Genomic DNA, 19,102 nt, shown 5'->3' with positions numbered 1-19,102 from the left:
GGCTCTCGTGGGAGGGACTTCAGTCCCGACGCCTTTGGATCAGCCGCTTCGCCGCATCGAAGCGGAAAGCATCGGGCCTGAAGGCCCTCCCACTACAGCAAACCACCGGCAGAAGGCGCGGCTCCCGTGGGAGGGACTTCAGTCCCGACGCCTTTGGATCAGCCGCTTCGCCGCATCGAAGCGGAAAGCATCGGGCCTGAAGGCCCTCCCACTACAGCAAACCACCGGCAGAAGGCGCGGCTCCCGTGGGAGGGACTTCAGTCCCGACGCCTTTCGATCAGGTGCTGCGTCGCATCGAAGCGAAGAGCATCGAGCCCGAAGGCCCTCCTACACCAGCGGACCATCCGCTCAGCCGACCGGCGCCACTTCGCCATAGCGCCACTGTTCTTCGCGGGCGCTCTCATCGCCGGACCGGCACTCGACGCCACGCTCCAGCATCCCCGACGGCAACGCCAACCCCCATTCGGACGCCAGCGAGCGTCCCTGGATCGGCACGATCGCGGCCACCCCGGACGCGTCGGCTTCGACATGGCTGCGCCAGTAATCCTCGTCGAGATAGATGCACAACTCGCTGCCCCAGACCTCGGGCACGCAGATCGTGCAGGTCACCCGCACACCCGCCGCCCAATCCGGCTTGGTCCGCAGCAGCGCGGCGCAGGCATCGATGAGGCGCTGCGCGCACTCGCGCCGCGTCGCCTGCGCCGCTGCGTTCTCGCCCTGCAACAAGCGCGCATCGAACGGAAGCTTCCAGTTCCAATACCGCGGATGCTCGCTCAACTCGCGCGCGGACGGGAAACGGCCGGCGAATCCCGCGGCCCAGCGCTCGAGTTCGTGCAACGCGTGCAGGCGGTAGGGCAGCGGCTTGCACGGGCGGGACCGGGCCATATGGCGACATCGGGACTGAGATGGCAGCAGTCTAGCAATTGTCCGGCCAAGCCACCCCGCGATGCTCAATACAAGAGCTACGACAATTGCGAACGCGAGATAGCCACCTGCGTCGTAAGCGCGTTGTCGCGGTCGCAACTGGCGAAGTCACTACAACCGGACCTCGCGCATCGACGCGAGGCCGAACGAAAAATCGCGCCGCGAACCTCCACCGCCCACAAAGGAACGACGGAGACCACGGCGCGACGCGCCCTTCAGGCTTGGACCCCGGACCTCAGATCCGTACCCTTACGCTCACTCGACGCGCATCAGGTAACGCAAGGTGTTGCGCCCGCCACCCATGATCTCGTCGGGGCTGCCGAGCAACCACGAGTTCCAGTTGACAAGATCCTCGTCGTCCTGGTGCACGTAACCGGCGCCCAAAGGATGCGTCGGCATCGAGAGCGGAGCAAACACACCGTGCGCGAAACCGTGCTGCGGGAAGGTCGTCATGTGGCCCAGAGCAGACGAAGCTCCCCCGTCGAAGTGGCAATAAAGCGTGAACCAAGTGTTCAAAACACGGAAGTTCGGGAATACTCCGCCGTACGAACCGTTCTGATTACCCCAAACTTCGTTGGTCTGCATGCGCGTGTAGCGACGCGCGCCGGACGGGCAGAACAAGCCCATGTTCAGCACCGCATAGTCATAGCGGTTTCCGGCCTGGGGCAGCGGCCGGTACTGCATCGACTTGAACGTGCTGACTTTGCAAAAACGCCAGGACGTGTTGGCGTTCGACACGGTCGCGCCGATCCAGCCCTCGCGGCGGTTGGCGTTTCGGCGATCCTCATCGTCCATGCGGATTTCCGTCCAGGCATAGCCCGCCGGGCACGCGTTGTTATGAGGAATGATGCCTACATTGGTGAAACGCATCGTCAGCCAGTCCCACCAGCCCAACGCACGCTTGGCTGCGCTGTGTTCCGGCGAGTAGGCGACGAACACCTCGTCGCCCTTGCGGTCCTCGGGCACGCAAGGGCCATCGAAGCCCAATACGTTGCAGTACGCCTGCGCCACCGCCTCGCCTTCGGTTTCCATGAAGCGGGCGACATCGATCTTGGCGCTGTCCGGATAGCGGCGGTCGAGATCCTCCAGCACCTTGAGGAACTTCTTGACCGGCTCGGTCATCGGATCGCTGCGCTCGGCGAGCTCCCATTCCTCCGGCGGGCTTTCCTTCTCCGAATCCTCGGCCCAGGCCGACAACGGTGCGGCGATCAACCCACACAGCACGACAGGCAGCAACTTCTTGTTCATTTCGCTTCCTTGATAAATGACGGATTGCTTGTGCACCCTGGCGTCCTGGCCGAGTGCGTCGCTCCGTCCGCGCATGCCGGACGGATCGAGACAACAAGGACATTTGCGGTTACAAGCGCCCAAGTTATCGGTGCGCGAACGCGAACCCGGACAGTCGAATCGGGACGTACGCCGCACGACGGAGCAGGCAACGTTCGCAGTCACGATCCCGGTCACGCTTCTGCGATGCGCTTCCCAGTCAGTCATGCGACTGCAATCAAGCCGCCGGACAGTGGCCGCTCCCCCGAACCACCGAGCCCTGCCCTCATGCGCGCCACCTCGCATCGCTCCGCCCTGCCCGTCCGTACCGTCCTGGGCGCCGCCTTGTGCACCACCCTCATCGCCCTGCCGGTCGTCGCCGCGCCCAAGCAGGCCGCGCCGAAGGCGCCGCCGCGCGCGGAAAGCGCGCAGCGCTGGTTCGAAGAGGGCGCCGAGACCGCGCGCGCCGGCGCCAACCTGCGCCCGCTGCCGTTCAAGGCCAAGAACGTGATCCTGTTCGTCGGCGACGGCATGGGCATCTCCACCGTGGCCGCCGCGCGCATCCGCGAAGGCCAGCTCAAGGGCGGCAGCGGCGAAGAGAACTTCCTCTCGTTCGAGAAGCTCCCCTACGTGAGCCTGTCCAAGACCTACTCGGTCGACGGCCAGACCCCGGACTCGGCGCCGACCATGACCGCGATGGTCACCGGCATCAAGACCAACCAGGGCGTGCTCAGCGTGACCCAGAAGGCCAAGTACGGCGACTGCGCGTCCGCGCGCGGCCAGGGCGTGGTGACCATGCTGGAACTGTCCGAGGCGCTGGGCCTGGCCACCGGCATCGTCAGCACCGCGCGCATCACCCACGCGACGCCGGCGGCGACCTACGCGCATACGCCCAACCGCGACTGGGAAAGCGACGCCGAACTCAGCGCCGAGGCCAAGGCCAACGGCTGCAAGGACATCGCCCGCCAGCTGATCGAATTCCCCTACGGCGACGGCCTGGAAGTCGCGCTCGGCGGCGGCCGCAGCTACTTCCTGCCCAGCACCGTCAGCGACCCGGAAGACGCCGGCGCCGCCGGCCGGCGCAAGGACGGCCGCAACCTGCCGCAGGAATGGAGCAAGCGCCCCGGCGCGAACTACGTCTGGAACAAGGCCCAGTTCGACGCGATCGACCCGCGCCGCACCCGCCACCTGCTCGGCCTGTTCGAGCGCTCGCACATGGAATACGAGCAGGACCGCGCCAAGGACACCGGCAAGGAACCGAGCCTGGCCGAGATGACCTCCAAGGCCATCGACGTGCTCAGCAACAACAGCCGCAAGGGCTATTTCCTGATGGTCGAAGGCGGCCGCGTCGACCACGCCCACCACGCCGGCAACGCCAGCCGCGCGCTGACCGACGCCATCGCCCTGTCCGACGCCGTGCGCGCCGCGCTGAAGAAGACCGACGAGCGCGACACGCTGATCATCGTCACCGCCGACCACAGCCACACCTTCACCGTCGCCGGCTACCCGGACCGCGGCAACGACATCCTCGGCAAGGTCGTCACCAACGGCCAGCTGGCGCTGGACAAGAACGGCAAGCCCTACACCACGCTCGGCTACGTCAACGGCCCCGGCTACCGCGGCCCGAACGCGCGTCCGGACCTGAGCGGCATCGACACCGCGCACCCGGATTTCCTGCAGGAAGCGACCGTGCCGCTCGGCGACGAGACCCACGCCGCCGAAGACGTCGGCATCTACGCCCGCGGCCCCGGCGCGCACGCGTTCCAGGGCGTGGTCGAACAGAACACGATCTTCCACGTCATGGCCCAGTCGCAGCGCAACACCAGCGTGTTCCTGTGCACCCTGTTCGGCTACTGCAACAACGGCTTCCCGCGCGGCCGCGGCGCGCTGGCCGCGCCGCTGATGGAAGAGGACCTGCGCGCGGGTATGGCGCGCAACCAGGCCAAGCTGTGATCGGTCGGGTTTTGATCGGCCGAGACGTCATGGTTCGAGTGGTGATGCGTCCCGCAATGAAGCGACCCGCCGCCGCAGTGCGGCGGGTCGCGGCGAGTGGCGGCCTCGCGCTCGCCCTCGCATGCGCGCTCGCCGGTCCCGCGTGGGCCGGCGACGCGGCCGCGGCGAACGCGACGCCCGGCGTCGTCGCCGATACGGTGGTCGCGCCCACGGTCGTACTGGATGCGCAAGCCTTGGTCGCCGAGTACCAAGTGCGCGACGCCCGCGGCGAACGCAGCTTGATCTTGATCCGCAGCGCCGACCGCATCGAATACCGCCAGCCCGGCGAACCGGTCGAACTGTGGCGGCAGACGCCCGACGGCATCGCCCGCCTGGAACTGTTCGCCGCGGAGAAGCGCAGCATCGCCTGGGCGCCCGGCGACCTGCGCACCACCGGCCGCATGCCGCAGTGGGAGCAATTGGCGAGCCCGATCAATCCGCAACTGCGCGACAAGCTCAAGCGCGACGGCTCGGCCAAGGTGTTCGGGCTGAGCGCCGAGCGTTATCGCGGCGAGAGCGCCGAAGGCCAAGCGATTACGCTGGAATGGCTGGCTGGCGAAGGCTTGCCGGCGTACTACCGCACCGGATCGGCGAAACCGAAGGCGGGCGATACCGGCTTCTACGAATTGAAGCTGGTCAAGCTCGAACGTGTCGGCGCGGAAACCGCCTTCACCGCCACCGGCGACTACCGCGAGACCGACTACGCCGACCTCGGCGACATGGAACTCGATCCGTTCGCCGCCGCCTACCTCAAGCGCAACGGCCACGCGCATTGACGTGGGAGGGCCTTCAGTCCCGATGCCTTTCGCTCAGGTCGCCTCGCCGCATCGGACCGAAAAGCGTCGGGGCTAAAGCCCCTCCCACACGAGCCGGCCCACTGGGGGAGGGACTTTAGTCCCGACGCCTTACGCTCAAGCCGCACTGACGCATCGGCCCGAAAACGCGGGAACCGCATCCCTCTCATCACAAACGGCTGCGCTCGACCTCGCATCAGAAACGGCGCCGCTTCCGCGACGCCGTTCCGACCTGACCGCAACGATCCATGCAGCGGCTTACTGCTGCTTCAAACAGACCACGTAAGCCGTCGCGATGATGGCGCTGTCGGGCGAGGGATATGCGCTGGTATAGCGAATGCCCCAGCCTTGCACGCCATTGTTCGAGATCGGCGCGCTCTTGGAGATGTAAAGATCGAGCGCATCGAAGGTCTTGTAGCCGCCGCCCGTCGCTACCTCTCCGGGCTCGCACCACACATCCACATCGCGGCTGTGCGGCGCGGGAAAACCCCAGATCGTCGTATGGCGCACGGTCTGGACCAGAGCCGCATGCGCCGACGCGGACACCCCGAGAGCGAACAGGCCCGCGGCCAGGACTTTCAGCTTCTTGCCAAGCATGTACTTCCTCCTTGAATGACGATGAGCGCCGGCAGTCGATGCGCACCAAGCGCTTCCACTGCGCGGGCGATTCATCATGGCATGGGCGAGACACCGATCAGGCGCGCGTTATCTGCGTTCGGTCACAGATGGCAACGGCCCGACATCGCCCGGAAGCCGTCACCCGCCGTCGCGCAGCGCGGTCTGCTCGTCGAGCCTGCAGAAATAGACCTGGGTGTCGTATTTGCGGCCCTCGCGCACGAAGGCCGCGAACTCGGCCGGCGAGAAATCGCCAGTGGCGAGAAATTCGCGCAGTTTGAACATCGCGTAGTCGATGGTTTAATCAGCCATTGACAAGCGCACCGCGGTCTCGGACTTGACGATCGCATCCTCGGCCGAGCGCGCCAGCACGATGCGGGCCACAGCGACCGAGGCCTCATGCAAGCGCGTCGCCACGAGATCCTCGCTGGCCTCCTCCCGATCCGCCGATGCGAGAGCCCGCATGGCGGCCAGCATGGCTTCGGCGCCGACTCGATCGAACCAAAAGCTCAGTTCGTCGGCGCTGTGCGGACCAAAGCGGTAGGCGATCATGGCGTCTGTCTCCAGTTCCTTGGGCCCGGGCAGGTGAGGCACGGCCGCTGGAAAGACTCGCTCACCCGGCACCGCATCCGCAACGCCTGCGAATTAGCTGGCGTTCGCAAGTGCGATACTTGTAAAGCGGGTAGAAGCTCGTACAAAGCGAATCCAGCCTTCCGCCGGCTCTCTAGAAGTATCGACGCCCATTCGACGAAGGAGGCCACGCTCCGGCTTCCAGTTCGCTCCCCACCACAAAACGCTCCCGGTCCAACTGAAACATCCATTCCTCCCGCCCTCGCACGACGCCGTCCTTGACGGGGACATGCACGGCCGGCCCGCCGAACCGCTCGCAGAAAAAAAGCCATGCATCGCCCTGGATCGGCTCGTTCACGCTCTCGGGCGGCCGCTCCTTCTCAAGGGGATAGATGAATTCCACCAGCCAGAACCGAGCCTGCGCATCCACTCGGTAGACCGGGATATAACCGGACCACAGCGCCGAGCACCGGATCTTCGTGTCCGGGCTCGGCGTCGCCAGCGTACGGTAGCTTTGCCGCATGTCCCAACCCGATTCGCTGTCGGGCACATGCGCCAGGACCCGGTACAAGTGCAGACCGGAGAAGTCCAAGGCTTCGCATTCGTTGGTGAGGCGATAGGGTCGTTGGGCGGTCATCGGGTCGGAGGCGGCATGGTCCGCGCGGAAGCGTATCCCGGTTTGGGGCTACGCGTACCAAAACCGCTGTAGCTGCCCCCCAGGAATCGCAGCGACCATTGCCTCGTTAGCCCCGTACCAGCGGGCTTTTCTGTAGTTCCTGCACCGCTGTCTCTTGAGCTATATCAAACATCGGAGCCTTGATCTCCTCCAACTTGCCCAGCGACTCCTCGACAGCGGTCCGCGCCGCAGCCTGGCCTGCCACATCGACACGGCGATTCGCCGGATCGGCCAAGTCTCCCACGACCGCGAATACATGGCGCCCAGAACCATCGGCCGCCGGGTTCCCAACAACGACGTGATCCGGACGCTCGATACCTTGACGGCGGCATTCGACCGCCAAGCGCACAGCAATCCGATCCATATCCGCATCCGCCGGAACAGCGCCTTGAACGGAAAACGCCCGCGGCAATCGCTCTCGCAAAGATTGCACCAGAGCATCGCTCATTCCCGGCGATGAGGTTGCGGAGAACACGGGATCGAGCGGCCTACGGCGCTCACCGGCCTCTTCGATCTGTCTCGGGGTCGGTGGCGCGCATGGACGGTCGTCCGCGCCCGCTCCAAACGGATGAGGCATCGGGGCGAATGGCGCCTCCTGGGGCGAGATCCCCTCGAGCGCGGGGTCGAACGTCGGCGGCGCTTTCGCAGGGATGCCTTGCAACATGTGCCTATCGATATCGCCGGTCTGCGGCACGCATTGCTCACGCTGGTAATCGAGCACCGCACGTTGCATGTTCAAGCGATACACGCCATCGACCTCCAACGGATCGCCGTCTGCACCGATGTGGCCCAAACGGTTCAGATGCTCCTGCACATCGCGGATGCGCGAACTGGACTCCCCCAACCGCAATGCGCCGTCGTCCACCACGGCCCGAGGGCGAATGTCCACCCGATGCTCGGGCTCCAACTTGAACCGTCCCTCCGTCAAATCGGCAAGGTAGTTCTCGAACTGCCGGTAGTAACGGGTGTCCATCTCCAGGTGGACGTGCTTGCCTTTGGTAGCGACATCGTCCTGCTGACCCAGCGTCTGACCGTAAACGACCTGCTTGCCCTCCAGATCGGGAATCTTGCTCATATGCCGCACGCGAGCGATCAGGTCGCCATCCTTGCGGTCGTAGATATCGACCAACCCCTGGCTTCGACTGACTCTTTGGACATAGCCGTCCATAGGCGACGGCACATCCACATCGCGGCCGGCGCCGCGGGGCTCGGTGGAGTCCTCGAGAAGAAAGTCCTTTTTCAGCAGGACTTGATCCGGTTTCAACCCCTGGAAATCGCGACCACCGCGGGCCATCTCGATTTCCTGGATCTCGCCGCTGATGAACGCGTGGAGCCGCCCGGACTGCCCATCCACGACCAAACCGTTTTGCAATCGCGCCCGCCTGTTGTCGCCAGGGTGATGCGTGGCTAAGCCATCGAAGTCCGCAACCGGCTCATTGACCTGCAAGCCCGCACGTCCACGCGGTGGGCCCAATTGTTCGACCCGATACGGCGTGCCTTCCCCATCGTCCATGATCGCCCCCTTCCAGCTGCCGAAAGAACCTCACCTCATTGGCGCCTCATGCTCGCGCTGTGCGCGGCACTCGTCCGGCCACTTGCACTCTACGATCGCTTCGCGCTCCCAACGTTCCACAAAGCGCCAGCAGCCAGAGGTCAACTCGTAGGTGTCGATATCGCCCTCGTCGTACTCGACCTCATAGCGGACATCCGTCACGCGGCGGATGCGGAAGAGAGGAAGCCCGGCGTAAGACACGTCCGTTTCGTCCGCTTGAATGCTGTTCCATCGCTGGCCCGGCTTCAGCTTCTTGCCCGACCATATGAAACGCTCGCTCGCCGCGTCGTAGCGGTACTTGACCCGTGCCGGACCGGCCTCCTCATCCACCACCCACTTCGGGTGCGCCGGATCGCCGGGCTGGGTGTTGTGCTTCCAGTAGTAGGGATACTTATGGCGGATACGGCGCGCCGAAAACGTGTCCTGCAGATCCGCGCTGTTGACGAACTCTTTCAGGAACACATCGAACTGCTGGGATGGGCAAGCGAATGCGCCATGCGCGCTCTTCGCCACCGACGCCTGACGCGATTCGGGCGGTTTTGGGGAAATCTGCGCGGCTGCGGGGGACACACTCGGCGCCGGTGGTTCCGCCTCGGTGGCGCAAGCGAAGAGCGAGGTCATTACCCCTGCCAGCACCACGGTTCGCAAAAGCCGTTGAGCCAAGCCACGACCTGAACGTCCCTGAGCGAATCGCATGCGCTTTCTCCTGTGACGCTGGCGGCTACCTTAGGCCGCCCGGACCCCGGCGGGAAGTACCCGTTGGTTACTGCCAGACCCGAACCGCCTTCGCCGCTGCTGAATCAGCACATCAGTGCCAGCTCATGTCATCGGAGTACACGATGCATGTGCCGGGCCGGAGGACGATTTCGTAGGCGGATTCCGCTGTCGCGTGCACCGGTCCGGCGGCGCTTCTTCGCGACGCGTGGCTCCGAAGCGACACGCTACGACTCAAGTAAGGATTTTTTGCCCTCCGGAGAGCTTCGCTTAGTCTCGCGCAAGCCGTTTTTGCTCTGCGTTGAGCCTCGCGCGGCTTCGCGTGAGCCTCTTTCGCTCAACGCCAAGCAAATTCGGGGCTCGCATGAAGAAAATCGGCTTAAGCGAGGAGCTTTTCGGGACTCGCGTAAGCGAATTTGCGACATCGATAGAGCAAAACGGGACTTGCGTGAGGAAATTTCGGACTCGCTTGAGCCAAGAAGGGACTCGCGAGAACCAATTTTGTCCATCGATAAGGCAATTCACGACTCGCGTGAAGCTTTTTTGGCTTCGCGAATGGAAAAAAGACTCAAAACTTGTGCACGTCCGGCTGTGCGAGGCGCTGACGGGGTCTATGAACGTCCGGAGCAAAGCCGCCGTGGCGGGAGCACCTGCAGGAGACGAGGGGGCCGGCAGGCGCGTCGGCTTCGCGCCCGCCTCGCGGCGGGGCGCTCGTCACTCTGGTGAGAAGTCCTCAAGCACCAAGCCGCCATCGTGCCGGCCGACCACGCGGAACCGCAGCCGCGTCCCGTCCTTCTGCCGCAACCAGCACCAGGCGCTGCCTTCGCTCTCGAGCGCCAGCCCCATTTCGTAATGCGCCGGACCGCGATTGGCTTCGTATGGATAGATACCAGGCTTATCGGGGCCGGGCACCTCGAAGAGACCGGCCGATCCGGCCCCATGGAAGAACGTCACCCAAGGCGAAACCAGCGAGCCGACGAACGATTCTTGGTGCTCCCGAACATACGCCGCCACCCAGTCGTCGAAGGCCTCGCCAAGCGAACGCACGGCGCGGTCTTGCGCGTCCCAAAGCGCGCCGGCCTCATCGCCGGACGCAAGCGGCTTCATCCGTTCGGCCCGCTCATCGGGCTTGCCGGGCGGCGGGCCGTCGGGGAACACGGCCTTTGCATCCAGACAGGCTTGCCACGCCGCCTCGGCGCCCACCGTTTTGAACGCGTCCGCCACCTCGTCGAGGTCGGCGGACGACGCATACAACTGCGCGAATCCGCCCTCGACGATCACGCCCCTGGCCCACCACGCCAACAGGACGACGCGCTCGGGCACCGTCAGCGCAGCCCTGCCCTCACGCTCGGCCTTGGGCGTCAGTCCGTAGGTATGGATCGCGTGTACGAACTTGAAGGACGTCAGTGCGCCGATGCCAGCCATGATCCATTCCGTGATCCGGGGAGTGGGAAGGATATAGAACCGGCTCGGCGAAATGCGGGAATCCCGGGCTGCCGTGGGCAAACGCGAGCCCTTACGCGAGGGGACCGTGGACGAAAACACACAAAGAAAGCCAATGGATGCCTGCTTGATGGTCGAGCCTATGACTCGATGCCGAAACTTAGCTCATCGACGCGCATTCCCCACAGTCAGTCCGCTCCATAAAAAACGGCCGCGAGAGTTAGAACTCCGCGGCCGTTTTCATTGACGCCACTGAATGACGTTACGACTCTTGCTTACTTGGCCGGCCGCTCCCCCGCACTCTCATCCCGAGCCGCCCGAAACTCCGAATCCTCCGCCCAATTCGGCCACCGGTTCGAATTCGCCAGATCGTTACCCAACGTGTAGAGAATCTGCAGATCCCGCGCCATGCCGGTGAAGTTCCAGCTGGCTTCCCAGTGGTCCGCCGGCTGGTGGTAACGATCCTTCACGTAGGCCTCGCCTTCCGCCTTGCCCGCGGCGACGCCGCCGTCGACTTTGTCCTCGCCCGAGCCGAACGACACCGCCGGGACGCCGCGCTTGGCGAAGGGGAAGTGGTCGGAGCGGAAGAAGTGGCCGGCCTCGGGCTTGGGGTCGGGCGCGTAGGTGACGTTCCACTTCTGCGCGGTGGCGATCAGTTCGTCGAGCAGTTCCTGCTTGGCGCTGCCGGAGGTGGTGAAGTCGCGCGCGGGGCCGGTGGGGTCGAGGGCGTCGGTGTTGATGACGGCGACGGTCTTGGCCAGCGGGTACAGCGGTTTGGCGCTGTAGTACTCGGAGCCGAGCAGGCCCTTTTCTTCGGCGGTCACGGCCAGGAACACGACCGAGCGCTGCGGCTTCTTGGCCTTGGCGAAGGTGCGGCCCATTTCGATCAGGGCGGCGGTGCCGGTGGCGTTGTCGACGGCGCCGTTGTAGATGGTGTCGCCCTTGGCGTCGGGCTGTCCGATGCCGAGGTGGTCCCAGTGGGCGCTGTAGATGACGGTTTCGTCGGGGCGCTTGCTGCCTTCGACGCGGCCGACGACGTTCTGCGAGGTGATCACTTCGCTGTCGACGGCGTAGTTGGCCGAGAAGCTGATGTTCTTCAGCGTCACCGGCTTGAAGTCGCGGGTCTGGGCCTGCTTCTTGAGCTTGTCGAAGTCCAGGCCGGCGCTCTTGAACAGGGCGACGGCGGTGTCGCGCTGGATCCAGCCTTCCAGGGTCGGGTGGGTCGCGCGCGGGTTGTCGCGGACCACGTCGAACATGGTGTTGGTGTTGGAGTTCTTGACCGTGGCCCAGCCGTAGGACGCCGGGTCGGTCTCGTGCACGATCAGCAGGCCGAGCGCGCCGCGGCGCGCGGCTTCTTCGTACTTGTAGGTCCAGCGGCCGTAGTAGGTCATGGCCTTGCCGCCGAAGTCGCCGCTGCCGGTTTCGAAGTCCGGGTCGTTGATCAACACGACGGCGATCTTGCCCTTGAGGTCGACGCCCTTGAAGTCGTCCCACTGGCGCTCGGGCGCGCTGACGCCATAGCCGGCGAACACCAGCGGGGCGTTCTTGATGGCGACGGTCTTGGAGCCGTCGAGCGCGGCGCGCACGGCGATCTCGTTGCCCTGAGTCAGCGGGCGGGCCTTCTTCTTGATCGAGTACGACAAAGTCGGAGTGCCGGCGATCTGCGAGCGCAGCAGCGGCACGGCCTGGGTCCACAGGCGCTTGCCGTCCTTGAGGTCGCCGCCGGGCTGGACGCCGGCCGCTTTGAACTGCGCGACCAGGTAATCGATGGTCTTGGTCTCGCCCTCGGTGGCGGGGCCGCGGCCCTGGAAGTCGTCGGAGGACAGCGTCTTCACTTCCTCGGACAGGCGCTTGGTGTCGAAGGTCGGGGCCTTCGGCGCTTTCGGCGCCTTGGCCGGCTTGGCGGCGTAGGCGGGCATCGACAGGACGGCGGCGCAAAGCACCGCCAGCGGAGTGGCGATCAATTTCATAGGTGGGGCCCCAGGGGTGGTCGGCCGATACTAGCCAGGGGCGCGTGACGGGTCTATTGGTTCTTGGGGTGGGGTTCGTGGGGGAGCCGGAAGCCCTTGTAGGAGCGGCGCGAGCCGCGACCGTGGGGGTGCGGCGGGCGGCGTCGGGTATGGTCGGGCGGCGATTTTCGCGAGGGCGTCGGCATTGAGGGTGGCGCCGGTGGGTGCGGTCGCGGCTTGCGCCGCTCCTACAGGGGGAAGCGCGGCTGCGGTCGCATCGTGTGGGGAGCGGCCCCGGCTGTTGTGGGAGGGCCTTCAGGCCCGATGCCTTTCGCTCAGGTCGCGGCGAACTGGAACAAGAGCGTCGGGCCTGAAGACCCTCCCGCAAGGGCACAGGCTGGGCTTTAGCTCAGGCGCTGCGCAGGGTGCGCGCGGGCGTCGGTGCGCTGTCGGGCAGTTCTTCGATCATGCGGCCGAACGCGGCCACCGCCGGGGTGCAGGCGCCGGGGCGGCGCAGCAACACGAATTCGGCCGGCGGCAGTTTCGGCAGGCCGTAGTGGCCGTCGACGATGCGCATGCCCGCTTCGACGTCGTCTTCGATCATCACGGTGATGCCCAGGCCGGCGGCGACGGCGGCGAGCAGGCCTTGCTGGCTCGGCGAGGTGAACACGACATGCCAGTCCACGCCGGTGCCGTCGAGCGCGGAGACGCCGATGTGGCGGTTGACGCACGGCGAGGGAAAGAACGCGAACGGCAGCGAGCGACCGGCGCCGATGTCGAAGTGGTCGGCGGCGACCCAGACGAAGCGCGTGCGCCGCAGCACTTGTTCGCCGTTGCGGCCGGGCAGGCCGATGACGACGGCGATGTCGAGTTCGTCGTTGTCGACCATCTGCCGCAGGTCCATGCTCATGCTGACGTTGACGTCCATGCGCACGTTCGGGAACGCGCAGGCGAACTGGCGCAGCAGGCCCGGCAGGCGGTCGCCGATGAAGTTCTCGGGCACGCCGAAGCGCACGCTGCCGGCGATCGGCGAGGGCTGGAAGCGGCGCGACAGCGCTTCGAGCGAATGCAGGATCTGTTGCGCGTGGCGCAGGAAGTCTTCGCCGTCTTCGGTCACGGTCAGCCGGCGCGTGGTGCGGTGGAGCAAGGCGCGGCCGACCTGGTCTTCGAGGCGGCGGATCTGGTGGCTGATCGCGGACTGGGTCAGGTGCAGGCGTTCGCCGGCGCGGGTGAAGCCGCCGGTTTCGACGACGGCGACGAAGGTGCGCAGCAGGGTCGGGTCGAAATCCATCGCGGGGGCCTCGCGATTGATGATGGCGGGTGATGGATTCTACAAAATCAAATCATTTCCCTCATGAGTGACCGGGGAACACAATGGCTGCGCCGCCGGGACGCTGCGCCGCGCTCCGGCGGCCGGCCGCCGCGGCCGTCCCCGCCATGACGCTGGCAGCAGCCCCGCGCGAGGCTGAGGCCCCGACGCGCCCTTGCGCCCCACCCTGCCCCACACGCGAAGCCCGCGGGCCCGCGGCGCGTCCGCTCGCCCGCGCGTCGCCGACGTTTTCAACGGATGCCCCCAATGACCTTGTCCGTCTCGACACGCAACGCGCTCGCCCTCGGCGCGATCAGCCTGGCCGCGCTGATGTTCGGCCTGGAGATCTCCAGCGTGCCGGTGATCCTGCCGACCCTGGAAAAACAGCTGCACGGCAGCCTGCGCGACCTGCAGTGGGTGATGAACGCCTACACCCTGGCCTGCACCACGGTGCTGATGGCCGCCGGCACTTTCGCCGACCGCTACGGGCGGCGGCGGGTGTTCGTGATCAGCACGATCGCGTTCGGCCTGACCTCGCTGCTGTGCGGGCTGGCGCCGAACATGCCGGTGCTGATCGCGGGGCGCTTCCTGCAGGGACTGGCCGGCGGCGCGATGCTGACCAGCCAGTTCGCGATCCTCTCGCACCAGTTCCGCGAAGGCCGCGAGCGCAGCCGCGCGTTCGCGGTGTTCGGCATCGTGTTCGGCTTCGGCCTGGGCTTCGGGCCGATCATCGGCGGCGGCATCGTCGCGCTGTCGAGCTGGCCGTGGGTGTTCCTGGTGCACGCGCCGCTGGCGGCGCTGACCTGGGCGATGGTGATGGCCGGCGCGCAGGAATCGCGCGAGCCGCACAGCCATCGGCTCGACGTGGCGGGGCTGGCGACGCTGTCACTGGCGGTGCTGGGGCTGACGTTCTACATCACTCAGGCGCCGGAGACGGGTTATGCCGATGCGATGTTGTTGGGCGTGTTGGTCGCCGCGGTGGCGGCCTTGGCCGCGTTCGTGCGGATCGAACGGCGCCATCCGCATCCGATGTTCGAGTTCGGCGTGTTCCGCATCCGCGCGTTTTCCGGCGCGATCATGGGCTCGATCGGGATGAACTTCAGCTTCTGGCCGCTGATGATCTACCTGCCGATCTACTTCCAGAGCGCGCTCGGCTACGACGCGGTCAGCGCCGGCACCGCCCTGCTCGCCTACACCGTGCCGACCCTGGCGATGCCGCCGCTGGCCGAGCGCTGGGCCCAGCGCCATGGCGCGGGGCGGGTGATTCCGGCGGGACTGGCGTTGATCGGCGTCGGCTTCCTGGCGATGTACGCCGGCAGCCTGCCGGCGGCGGCGAGTTGGAAAACCTTGCTGCCGGGCGCGGTGTTGTCGGGGATCGGCTTGGGGCTGACCAACACCTTGGTCAGCAACACCACGACCGGATCGGTGCCGGCTTCGCGCACCGGGATGGCGTCTGGCATCGACATGAGCGCGCGGTTGATCACCTTGGCGATCAACATCGCGTTGATGGGCTTGATCCTGATCGCCGGGATCGCCTCGCACCTGCGTGGCGCGGTCGGCGCGTCGCTCGGCGGCGGGCAACTGCGCGCACTGGCGGCTCGGATCGCGGTCGGCGATCTCGAAGCCGTGCACAAGCTCGGGTTGGGCGGCGAAGCGGGCGTGGTGGCGCACGCGGCACTAGTGCACGGGTTCGCGTGGCTGTGGTGGTACGGCGGGTTCGGCGTGTTGGTGCTGGCGGCATTCAGTTGGCGGCTGTTCGCGCAGCAGCGCCGGGCGCACGCGGACGGCGAGGTGCCGCAGGCATCGTCCGGCGTGCGGGCGCACTGAACAGCGCCAGCCGCGATTGCTACCTGTAGGAGCGGCGCGAGCCGCGACCGCGGGGTTGCCGGGCGCGGCGAAAGGTTCGTCGCAGTTGCGTTGTCGCGGTCGCAGCTTGCGCAGCTCCTACAGCCGTTGCGTTGGAACAACGCTGCAACCCAATTCGGACGACGGTTCACCGTGTCATCGGCCCGCTTCGGCAAACTCCCCATGCCGCAAGGATTTCTTTTGCCTCCCGCGAGAAATCCTCGTTTGCGGCATCACGCCGGGCCTGCGAATAATCGCGGCTCGCCCCGACGGAGTTCCCCCATGCAACGACGCGATTTCCTCCAGTTCACCGGCACCGCCCTGCTCGCCGGCGGCGCGTTCGCCAGTTTCGGCGCCGCCGCGCTCAAGCCGGCGCCGGCCGACGAGGCGCTGCGGGCGAAGTTGGCGGAACTGGAAAAGCGCAGCGGCGGCCGGCTCGGCGTGTCGGCGCTCGATACCGGCGACGGCCGTCGTTTCGATCTGCGCGGCGATGAACGCTTCGCCATGTGCAGCACGTTCAAGTTCCTGCTGTCGGCGGCGGTGTTGCATAAGGTCGACCGCGGCGATCTCGACCTGCAGCAGCGCATCGCCGTGCCCAAGTCGGCGCTGTTGCCGCATGCGCCGTTCACCGCGCCGATCGCCGAGGCCGGCGGCGACGCCAGCGTCGCCCAGCTGTGCGAGGCGACCATGACCCTCAGCGACAATCCCGCGGCCAACCTGCTGCTGCCGCTGGTCGGCAATCCGGCCGGGCTGACCCGGTTCCTGCGCGGCATCGGCGACGCGGTCACGCGCCTGGACCGCAACGAGCCCGAACTCAACACCGCGATCCCCGGCGACCCGCGCGACACCACTTCGCCCAACGCGATGCTCGCCAGCATGCGCACGCTGCTGCTCGGCGACACGCTCGGCGCGGCCTCGCGCAAGCAACTAACCGATTGGCTGATCGCCAACAAGACCGGCGACAAGCGCCTGCGCGCGGGCCTGCCGAAAGACTGGCGCATCGGCGACAAGACCGGCAGCGGCAACGGCACCACCAACGACATCGCCATCGTCTGGCCGACCGGGCGCAAGCCGGTGTTCGTCGTCACCTACCTCACCCAGGCCCGGGGCGAGGACGAACAGCGCAGCGCGATCCTCGCCGATTGCGCGCGCGCTCTGGCCGCGCACTGGATCGGCACGGCGTGAGCGACGGCGCGGCGGCGATGCGCGGCGCGACGCGACGCAGCGCGGACATGCTGCGCACCGACCCAGACGCGCTGACATAGAATCGGGCGCTTGAGCGCGCCGCGTCCGCGATGCGGCGCGCGCCCCGAGGAACCGCATGTCCCGCAAACCCTGGATCCTGCTCGCCGTCGGCGTCACCGCGCTCGCGCTCGCCGCGACCTTCGTGTTCGAACCCAAGCCCGGCGGCTTGCTCGCGCCCAAGCCGGCACCGCCGCCGCCCACGCCGTTCGACTGGAGTTCGCAGGTGGAATGGATCGCCGGCGACGGCGTGCGCGGGCTGCGCAACGGCGCCAAGGCGCAAGCGCGCTTCGACGATCCCTACGGTCTGGTGCGCACCGGCAACGGCACGCTCTACATCGCCGATGCCGGCGACAACAACCGCATCCGCATGGTCGGCGCCGACGGACGCGTGGCCACGGTCGCCGGTTCCAAGGAAGGCTTCGTCGACGGCTCCGGTTTGTCCGCGGCGTTCGATACGCCCTCGGGCTTGGCGCTGGACGGCGACGGCAATCTGTACGTGGCCGACACCGGCAATCACGCGATCCGCAAGATTTCCCGGCAGGGCGTGGTCAGCACGCTGGCCGGCGACGGCACGCCCGGCTATCGCGACGGGCCCGGTGCGCAGGCGCGGTTCGACGGGCCGATGGGCGTGGCGGTGAGCCGGCGCGGGCGGGTGTTCGTCGCCGACACCTACAACGACCGCATCCGCGTGATCGAGCCCGACGGCACGGTGAGCACATTGGCCGGCAACGGCCGTCCCGGCTTCGCCGACGGCGCGGCGGCGATCGCCCAGTTCGACACGCCCACCGCGCTGGCGCTGGATGCGCGCGGCCTGCTATGGGTCGCCGATACGCGCAACAAGGCGCTGCGCAGGGTCGAGCCCGACGGCGATGTCGCGACCCTGGCGCTGGCGCCGGGCGAATCGAATCGAAGCCCGCTGGTGCGGCCGGCGGCGCTGGCGATCACCCACGACGGTTGGTTCTACGTCGCCGATCAGGCGCTCGGCGGCGTGCTGCAGATCCGCCCCGACGGCAACTGGGCGCTGATCAGCGGCGACAGCCAGGACCAGCGCCTGTCGCGCCCGGCCGGGCTGGCGCTGGCCGACGACGGCTCGCTGTACCTCAACGACGCCAACGGCCACCGCGTGCACCGCATCGCGCCGGCCGCGCCGGCGGTGGCGCCGCCGGCCAACGGGCCGGTCGGCCCGGCCGACGCCGATCCGCTGCCCGACACCGCGGGGCGCTGGCCGCTGAAGCCGCAGGACGGCTGGCACGAAGTGGTCGGCACGCTCGGCGAGGTGCGCGGCGACGGCTACGGCGAAAGCCGCCACCACCTGCACGGCGGCCTCGACATCCGCGGCGACATCGGCCAGCAGGTGCTGGCCATCGCCGATGCCAAGGTGTCCGCGCCGGTGGCGTCGTGGGGTTTCGGCAATCTCGGCGAAGGCGCCGAACTCGGCCGGCTGTCCTACATCCACATGCGCGTGGGCCGCACCGCGCAGGGCGAGCCGCTCGACACCGACCGCTTCCAGCCGGTCTACGGCGACGACGGCAAGCTCGAACGCATGCGCCTGCGCCGCGGCACCCGCTTCGCCGTCGGCGACGTACTGGGCACGATCAATCCGATGGCGCACGTGCACCTGAGCCTGGGGCCGAGCGGCTTCGAGCGCAACGCGATCGCGCTGAACTTCGTCGGTTACGCCGACCACGTGCCGCCGCGGCTGGAGCGCATCGAACTGCTCGATGCGCTCGGCCAGCCGCTGAAGGACAAGCGCGAGGGCCGCTTGATCGTGCCGCGCGCGCTGTCGGGATTGCAGCTCGTCGCCGAAGGCTGGGACCAGGTCGACGACAATCTGCCGCGGCGGCGGCTGGGACTGTATGCCGTGGGCTATCAATGGCTCGACGCGCAGGGCAAGCCGTTGCCGGGCTACGAGACGCCGCGCATGAACATCGAATTCGACCGCTTGCCGCCGGACGATGCGACCCAGACGATCTACGCGCCGGGCAGCGGCATCACCGTGCACGGCAGCGCGGTGACGCGCTTTCGTTATGTGCTCAGCAACACCGTGCGCGGCGGGCGGGTCAGCGAAGGGCTGTGGCTGCCGAACGAATTCGCCGCAGGCGACTACACCTTGCGGGTGGTGGCGCGCGACTACAGCGGCAACGAGGCGGTGGGGCGGCGGGATCTGGCGATACGGTTGCAGTGATCGGTTTGCGGGTGGGCGTGCGG

The 19,102-nt window shown here is 67.1% G+C and carries 17 protein-coding genes and 2 pseudogenes; 8 read left to right on the top strand and 11 right to left on the bottom strand.

What is annotated here, in order from left to right; translation table 11 throughout:
- Positions 1-7: 7 nt before the first annotated feature.
- Positions 8-88 (top strand): annotated as a pseudogene (locus RDV84_RS26245) (hypothetical protein); the annotation flags it as partial.
- A 157-nt stretch (positions 89-245) separates the two neighbouring features.
- Positions 246-326, top strand: a pseudogene (locus RDV84_RS26235) (hypothetical protein); the annotation flags it as partial.
- A gap of 22 nt (positions 327-348) precedes the next feature.
- Here RDV84_RS26235 and RDV84_RS11105 read toward each other — a convergent pair.
- Positions 349-885, bottom strand: a complete 537-nt coding sequence (locus tag RDV84_RS11105; RefSeq protein WP_309153454.1) for a DUF3916 domain-containing protein — start codon at positions 883-885, stop codon at positions 349-351.
- 294 nt (positions 886-1,179) lie between these two features.
- Complete coding sequence (locus RDV84_RS11100) at positions 1,180-2,172, bottom strand: hypothetical protein (RefSeq protein ID WP_078997151.1); 993 nt, start codon at positions 2,170-2,172, stop codon at positions 1,180-1,182.
- A gap of 306 nt (positions 2,173-2,478) precedes the next feature.
- Here RDV84_RS11100 and RDV84_RS11095 point away from each other — a divergent pair, with 306 nt between their 5' ends.
- On the top strand, positions 2,479-4,143 hold the full coding sequence (locus tag RDV84_RS11095) for an alkaline phosphatase family protein (RefSeq protein WP_082644664.1): 1,665 nt from the start codon (positions 2,479-2,481) through the stop codon (positions 4,141-4,143).
- Between the two features lie 56 nt (positions 4,144-4,199).
- On the top strand, positions 4,200-4,958 hold the full coding sequence (locus tag RDV84_RS11090; protein WP_309153453.1) for a hypothetical protein: 759 nt from the start codon (positions 4,200-4,202) through the stop codon (positions 4,956-4,958).
- A gap of 276 nt (positions 4,959-5,234) precedes the next feature.
- Here RDV84_RS11090 and RDV84_RS11085 read toward each other — a convergent pair whose 3' ends face one another.
- The 8 genes from RDV84_RS11085 to RDV84_RS11050 form a co-directional block, all read right to left on the bottom strand.
- Complete coding sequence (locus RDV84_RS11085) at positions 5,235-5,573, bottom strand: hypothetical protein (protein ID WP_309153452.1); 339 nt, start codon at positions 5,571-5,573, stop codon at positions 5,235-5,237.
- Positions 5,574-5,732: 159 nt separating this feature from the next.
- Complete coding sequence (locus RDV84_RS11080; protein WP_309153451.1) at positions 5,733-5,876, bottom strand: hypothetical protein; 144 nt, start codon at positions 5,874-5,876, stop codon at positions 5,733-5,735.
- Between the two features lie 15 nt (positions 5,877-5,891).
- A complete protein-coding gene (locus tag RDV84_RS11075) occupies positions 5,892-6,143 on the bottom strand; it encodes a hypothetical protein (protein WP_309153450.1) in 252 nt (83 codons plus the stop codon).
- A gap of 172 nt (positions 6,144-6,315) precedes the next feature.
- The gene (locus RDV84_RS11070) at positions 6,316-6,798 is read right to left on the bottom strand and encodes a hypothetical protein (RefSeq protein WP_309153449.1); all 483 of its coding nucleotides are present in this window, start codon (positions 6,796-6,798) and stop codon (positions 6,316-6,318) included.
- Between the two features lie 106 nt (positions 6,799-6,904).
- Positions 6,905-8,350: an XVIPCD domain-containing protein gene (locus RDV84_RS11065; RefSeq protein WP_309153448.1), complete on the bottom strand. Its 1,446-nt coding sequence runs from the start codon at positions 8,348-8,350 to the stop codon at positions 6,905-6,907.
- A 30-nt stretch (positions 8,351-8,380) separates the two neighbouring features.
- Complete coding sequence (locus RDV84_RS11060; RefSeq protein WP_309153447.1) at positions 8,381-9,085, bottom strand: hypothetical protein; 705 nt, start codon at positions 9,083-9,085, stop codon at positions 8,381-8,383.
- A 732-nt stretch (positions 9,086-9,817) separates the two neighbouring features.
- Positions 9,818-10,528, bottom strand: coding sequence for a DMP19 family protein (locus tag RDV84_RS11055; RefSeq protein ID WP_309153446.1), 711 nt, complete (start codon positions 10,526-10,528; stop codon positions 9,818-9,820).
- Positions 10,529-10,821: 293 nt separating this feature from the next.
- Positions 10,822-12,465 (bottom strand): M28 family metallopeptidase, encoded by a 1,644-nt coding sequence (locus RDV84_RS11050; protein WP_309153715.1) that lies wholly within the window; start codon positions 12,463-12,465, stop codon positions 10,822-10,824.
- A gap of 309 nt (positions 12,466-12,774) precedes the next feature.
- Here RDV84_RS11050 and RDV84_RS26230 point away from each other — a divergent pair, with 309 nt between their 5' ends.
- Entirely contained in the window at positions 12,775-12,903 is a 129-nt protein-coding gene (locus RDV84_RS26230; protein WP_425608209.1) for a DUF6053 domain-containing protein, read from the top strand.
- Position 12,904: 1 nt separating this feature from the next.
- On the opposite strand, the gene RDV84_RS11045 is transcribed toward RDV84_RS26230, so the two are convergent.
- A complete protein-coding gene (locus tag RDV84_RS11045) occupies positions 12,905-13,786 on the bottom strand; it encodes a LysR family transcriptional regulator (RefSeq protein WP_309153445.1) in 882 nt (293 codons plus the stop codon).
- A 285-nt stretch (positions 13,787-14,071) separates the two neighbouring features.
- On the opposite strand from RDV84_RS11045, the gene RDV84_RS11040 reads away from it, so the two are divergent.
- The 3 genes from RDV84_RS11040 to RDV84_RS11030 all read left to right on the top strand — a co-directional run bounded on the left by RDV84_RS11040 (position 14,072) and on the right by RDV84_RS11030 (position 19,079).
- Positions 14,072-15,631, top strand: a complete 1,560-nt coding sequence (locus RDV84_RS11040) for an MFS transporter (RefSeq protein WP_309153444.1) — start codon at positions 14,072-14,074, stop codon at positions 15,629-15,631.
- Positions 15,632-15,931: 300 nt separating this feature from the next.
- The gene (gene bla, locus RDV84_RS11035) at positions 15,932-16,834 is read left to right on the top strand and encodes a class A beta-lactamase (protein WP_309153443.1); all 903 of its coding nucleotides are present in this window, start codon (positions 15,932-15,934) and stop codon (positions 16,832-16,834) included.
- 136 nt (positions 16,835-16,970) lie between these two features.
- Positions 16,971-19,079, top strand: coding sequence for an NHL repeat-containing protein (locus tag RDV84_RS11030; protein WP_309153442.1), 2,109 nt, complete (start codon positions 16,971-16,973; stop codon positions 19,077-19,079).
- Positions 19,080-19,102: the final 23 nt, after the last annotated feature.

Source organism: Lysobacter yananisis (assembly GCF_031199375.1).
Taxonomy (GTDB): Bacteria; Pseudomonadota; Gammaproteobacteria; order Xanthomonadales; family Xanthomonadaceae; genus Lysobacter; species Lysobacter yananisis.
The sequence above is the reverse complement of the archived record's forward strand: the minus strand, read 5'-3'. Positions and strand labels throughout refer to the sequence as shown.

What these genes read in the sequence shown, in the direction of transcription:
- RDV84_RS11105 (WP_309153454.1), bottom strand. Translation starts at nt 885, where the DNA reads ATGGCCCGGTCCCGCCCGTGCAAGCCGCTGCCCTACCGCCTGCACGCG.
- RDV84_RS11100 (WP_078997151.1), bottom strand. Translation starts at nt 2,172, where the DNA reads ATGAACAAGAAGTTGCTGCCTGTCGTGCTGTGTGGGTTGATCGCCGCA.
- RDV84_RS11095 (WP_082644664.1), top strand. Translation starts at nt 2,479, where the DNA reads ATGCGCGCCACCTCGCATCGCTCCGCCCTGCCCGTCCGTACCGTCCTG.
- RDV84_RS11090 (WP_309153453.1), top strand. Translation starts at nt 4,200, where the DNA reads ATGAAGCGACCCGCCGCCGCAGTGCGGCGGGTCGCGGCGAGTGGCGGC.
- RDV84_RS11085 (WP_309153452.1), bottom strand. Translation starts at nt 5,573, where the DNA reads ATGCTTGGCAAGAAGCTGAAAGTCCTGGCCGCGGGCCTGTTCGCTCTC.
- RDV84_RS11080 (WP_309153451.1), bottom strand. Translation starts at nt 5,876, where the DNA reads ATGTTCAAACTGCGCGAATTTCTCGCCACTGGCGATTTCTCGCCGGCC.
- RDV84_RS11075 (WP_309153450.1), bottom strand. Translation starts at nt 6,143, where the DNA reads ATGATCGCCTACCGCTTTGGTCCGCACAGCGCCGACGAACTGAGCTTT.
- RDV84_RS11070 (WP_309153449.1), bottom strand. Translation starts at nt 6,798, where the DNA reads ATGACCGCCCAACGACCCTATCGCCTCACCAACGAATGCGAAGCCTTG.
- RDV84_RS11065 (WP_309153448.1), bottom strand. Translation starts at nt 8,350, where the DNA reads ATGGACGATGGGGAAGGCACGCCGTATCGGGTCGAACAATTGGGCCCA.
- RDV84_RS11060 (WP_309153447.1), bottom strand. Translation starts at nt 9,085, where the DNA reads ATGCGATTCGCTCAGGGACGTTCAGGTCGTGGCTTGGCTCAACGGCTT.
- RDV84_RS11055 (WP_309153446.1), bottom strand. Translation starts at nt 10,528, where the DNA reads ATGGCTGGCATCGGCGCACTGACGTCCTTCAAGTTCGTACACGCGATC.
- RDV84_RS11050 (WP_309153715.1), bottom strand. Translation starts at nt 12,465, where the DNA reads ATGCCCGCCTACGCCGCCAAGCCGGCCAAGGCGCCGAAAGCGCCGAAG.
- RDV84_RS11045 (WP_309153445.1), bottom strand. Translation starts at nt 13,786, where the DNA reads ATGGATTTCGACCCGACCCTGCTGCGCACCTTCGTCGCCGTCGTCGAA.
- RDV84_RS11040 (WP_309153444.1), top strand. Translation starts at nt 14,072, where the DNA reads ATGACCTTGTCCGTCTCGACACGCAACGCGCTCGCCCTCGGCGCGATC.
- bla (WP_309153443.1), top strand. Translation starts at nt 15,932, where the DNA reads ATGCAACGACGCGATTTCCTCCAGTTCACCGGCACCGCCCTGCTCGCC.
- RDV84_RS11030 (WP_309153442.1), top strand. Translation starts at nt 16,971, where the DNA reads ATGTCCCGCAAACCCTGGATCCTGCTCGCCGTCGGCGTCACCGCGCTC.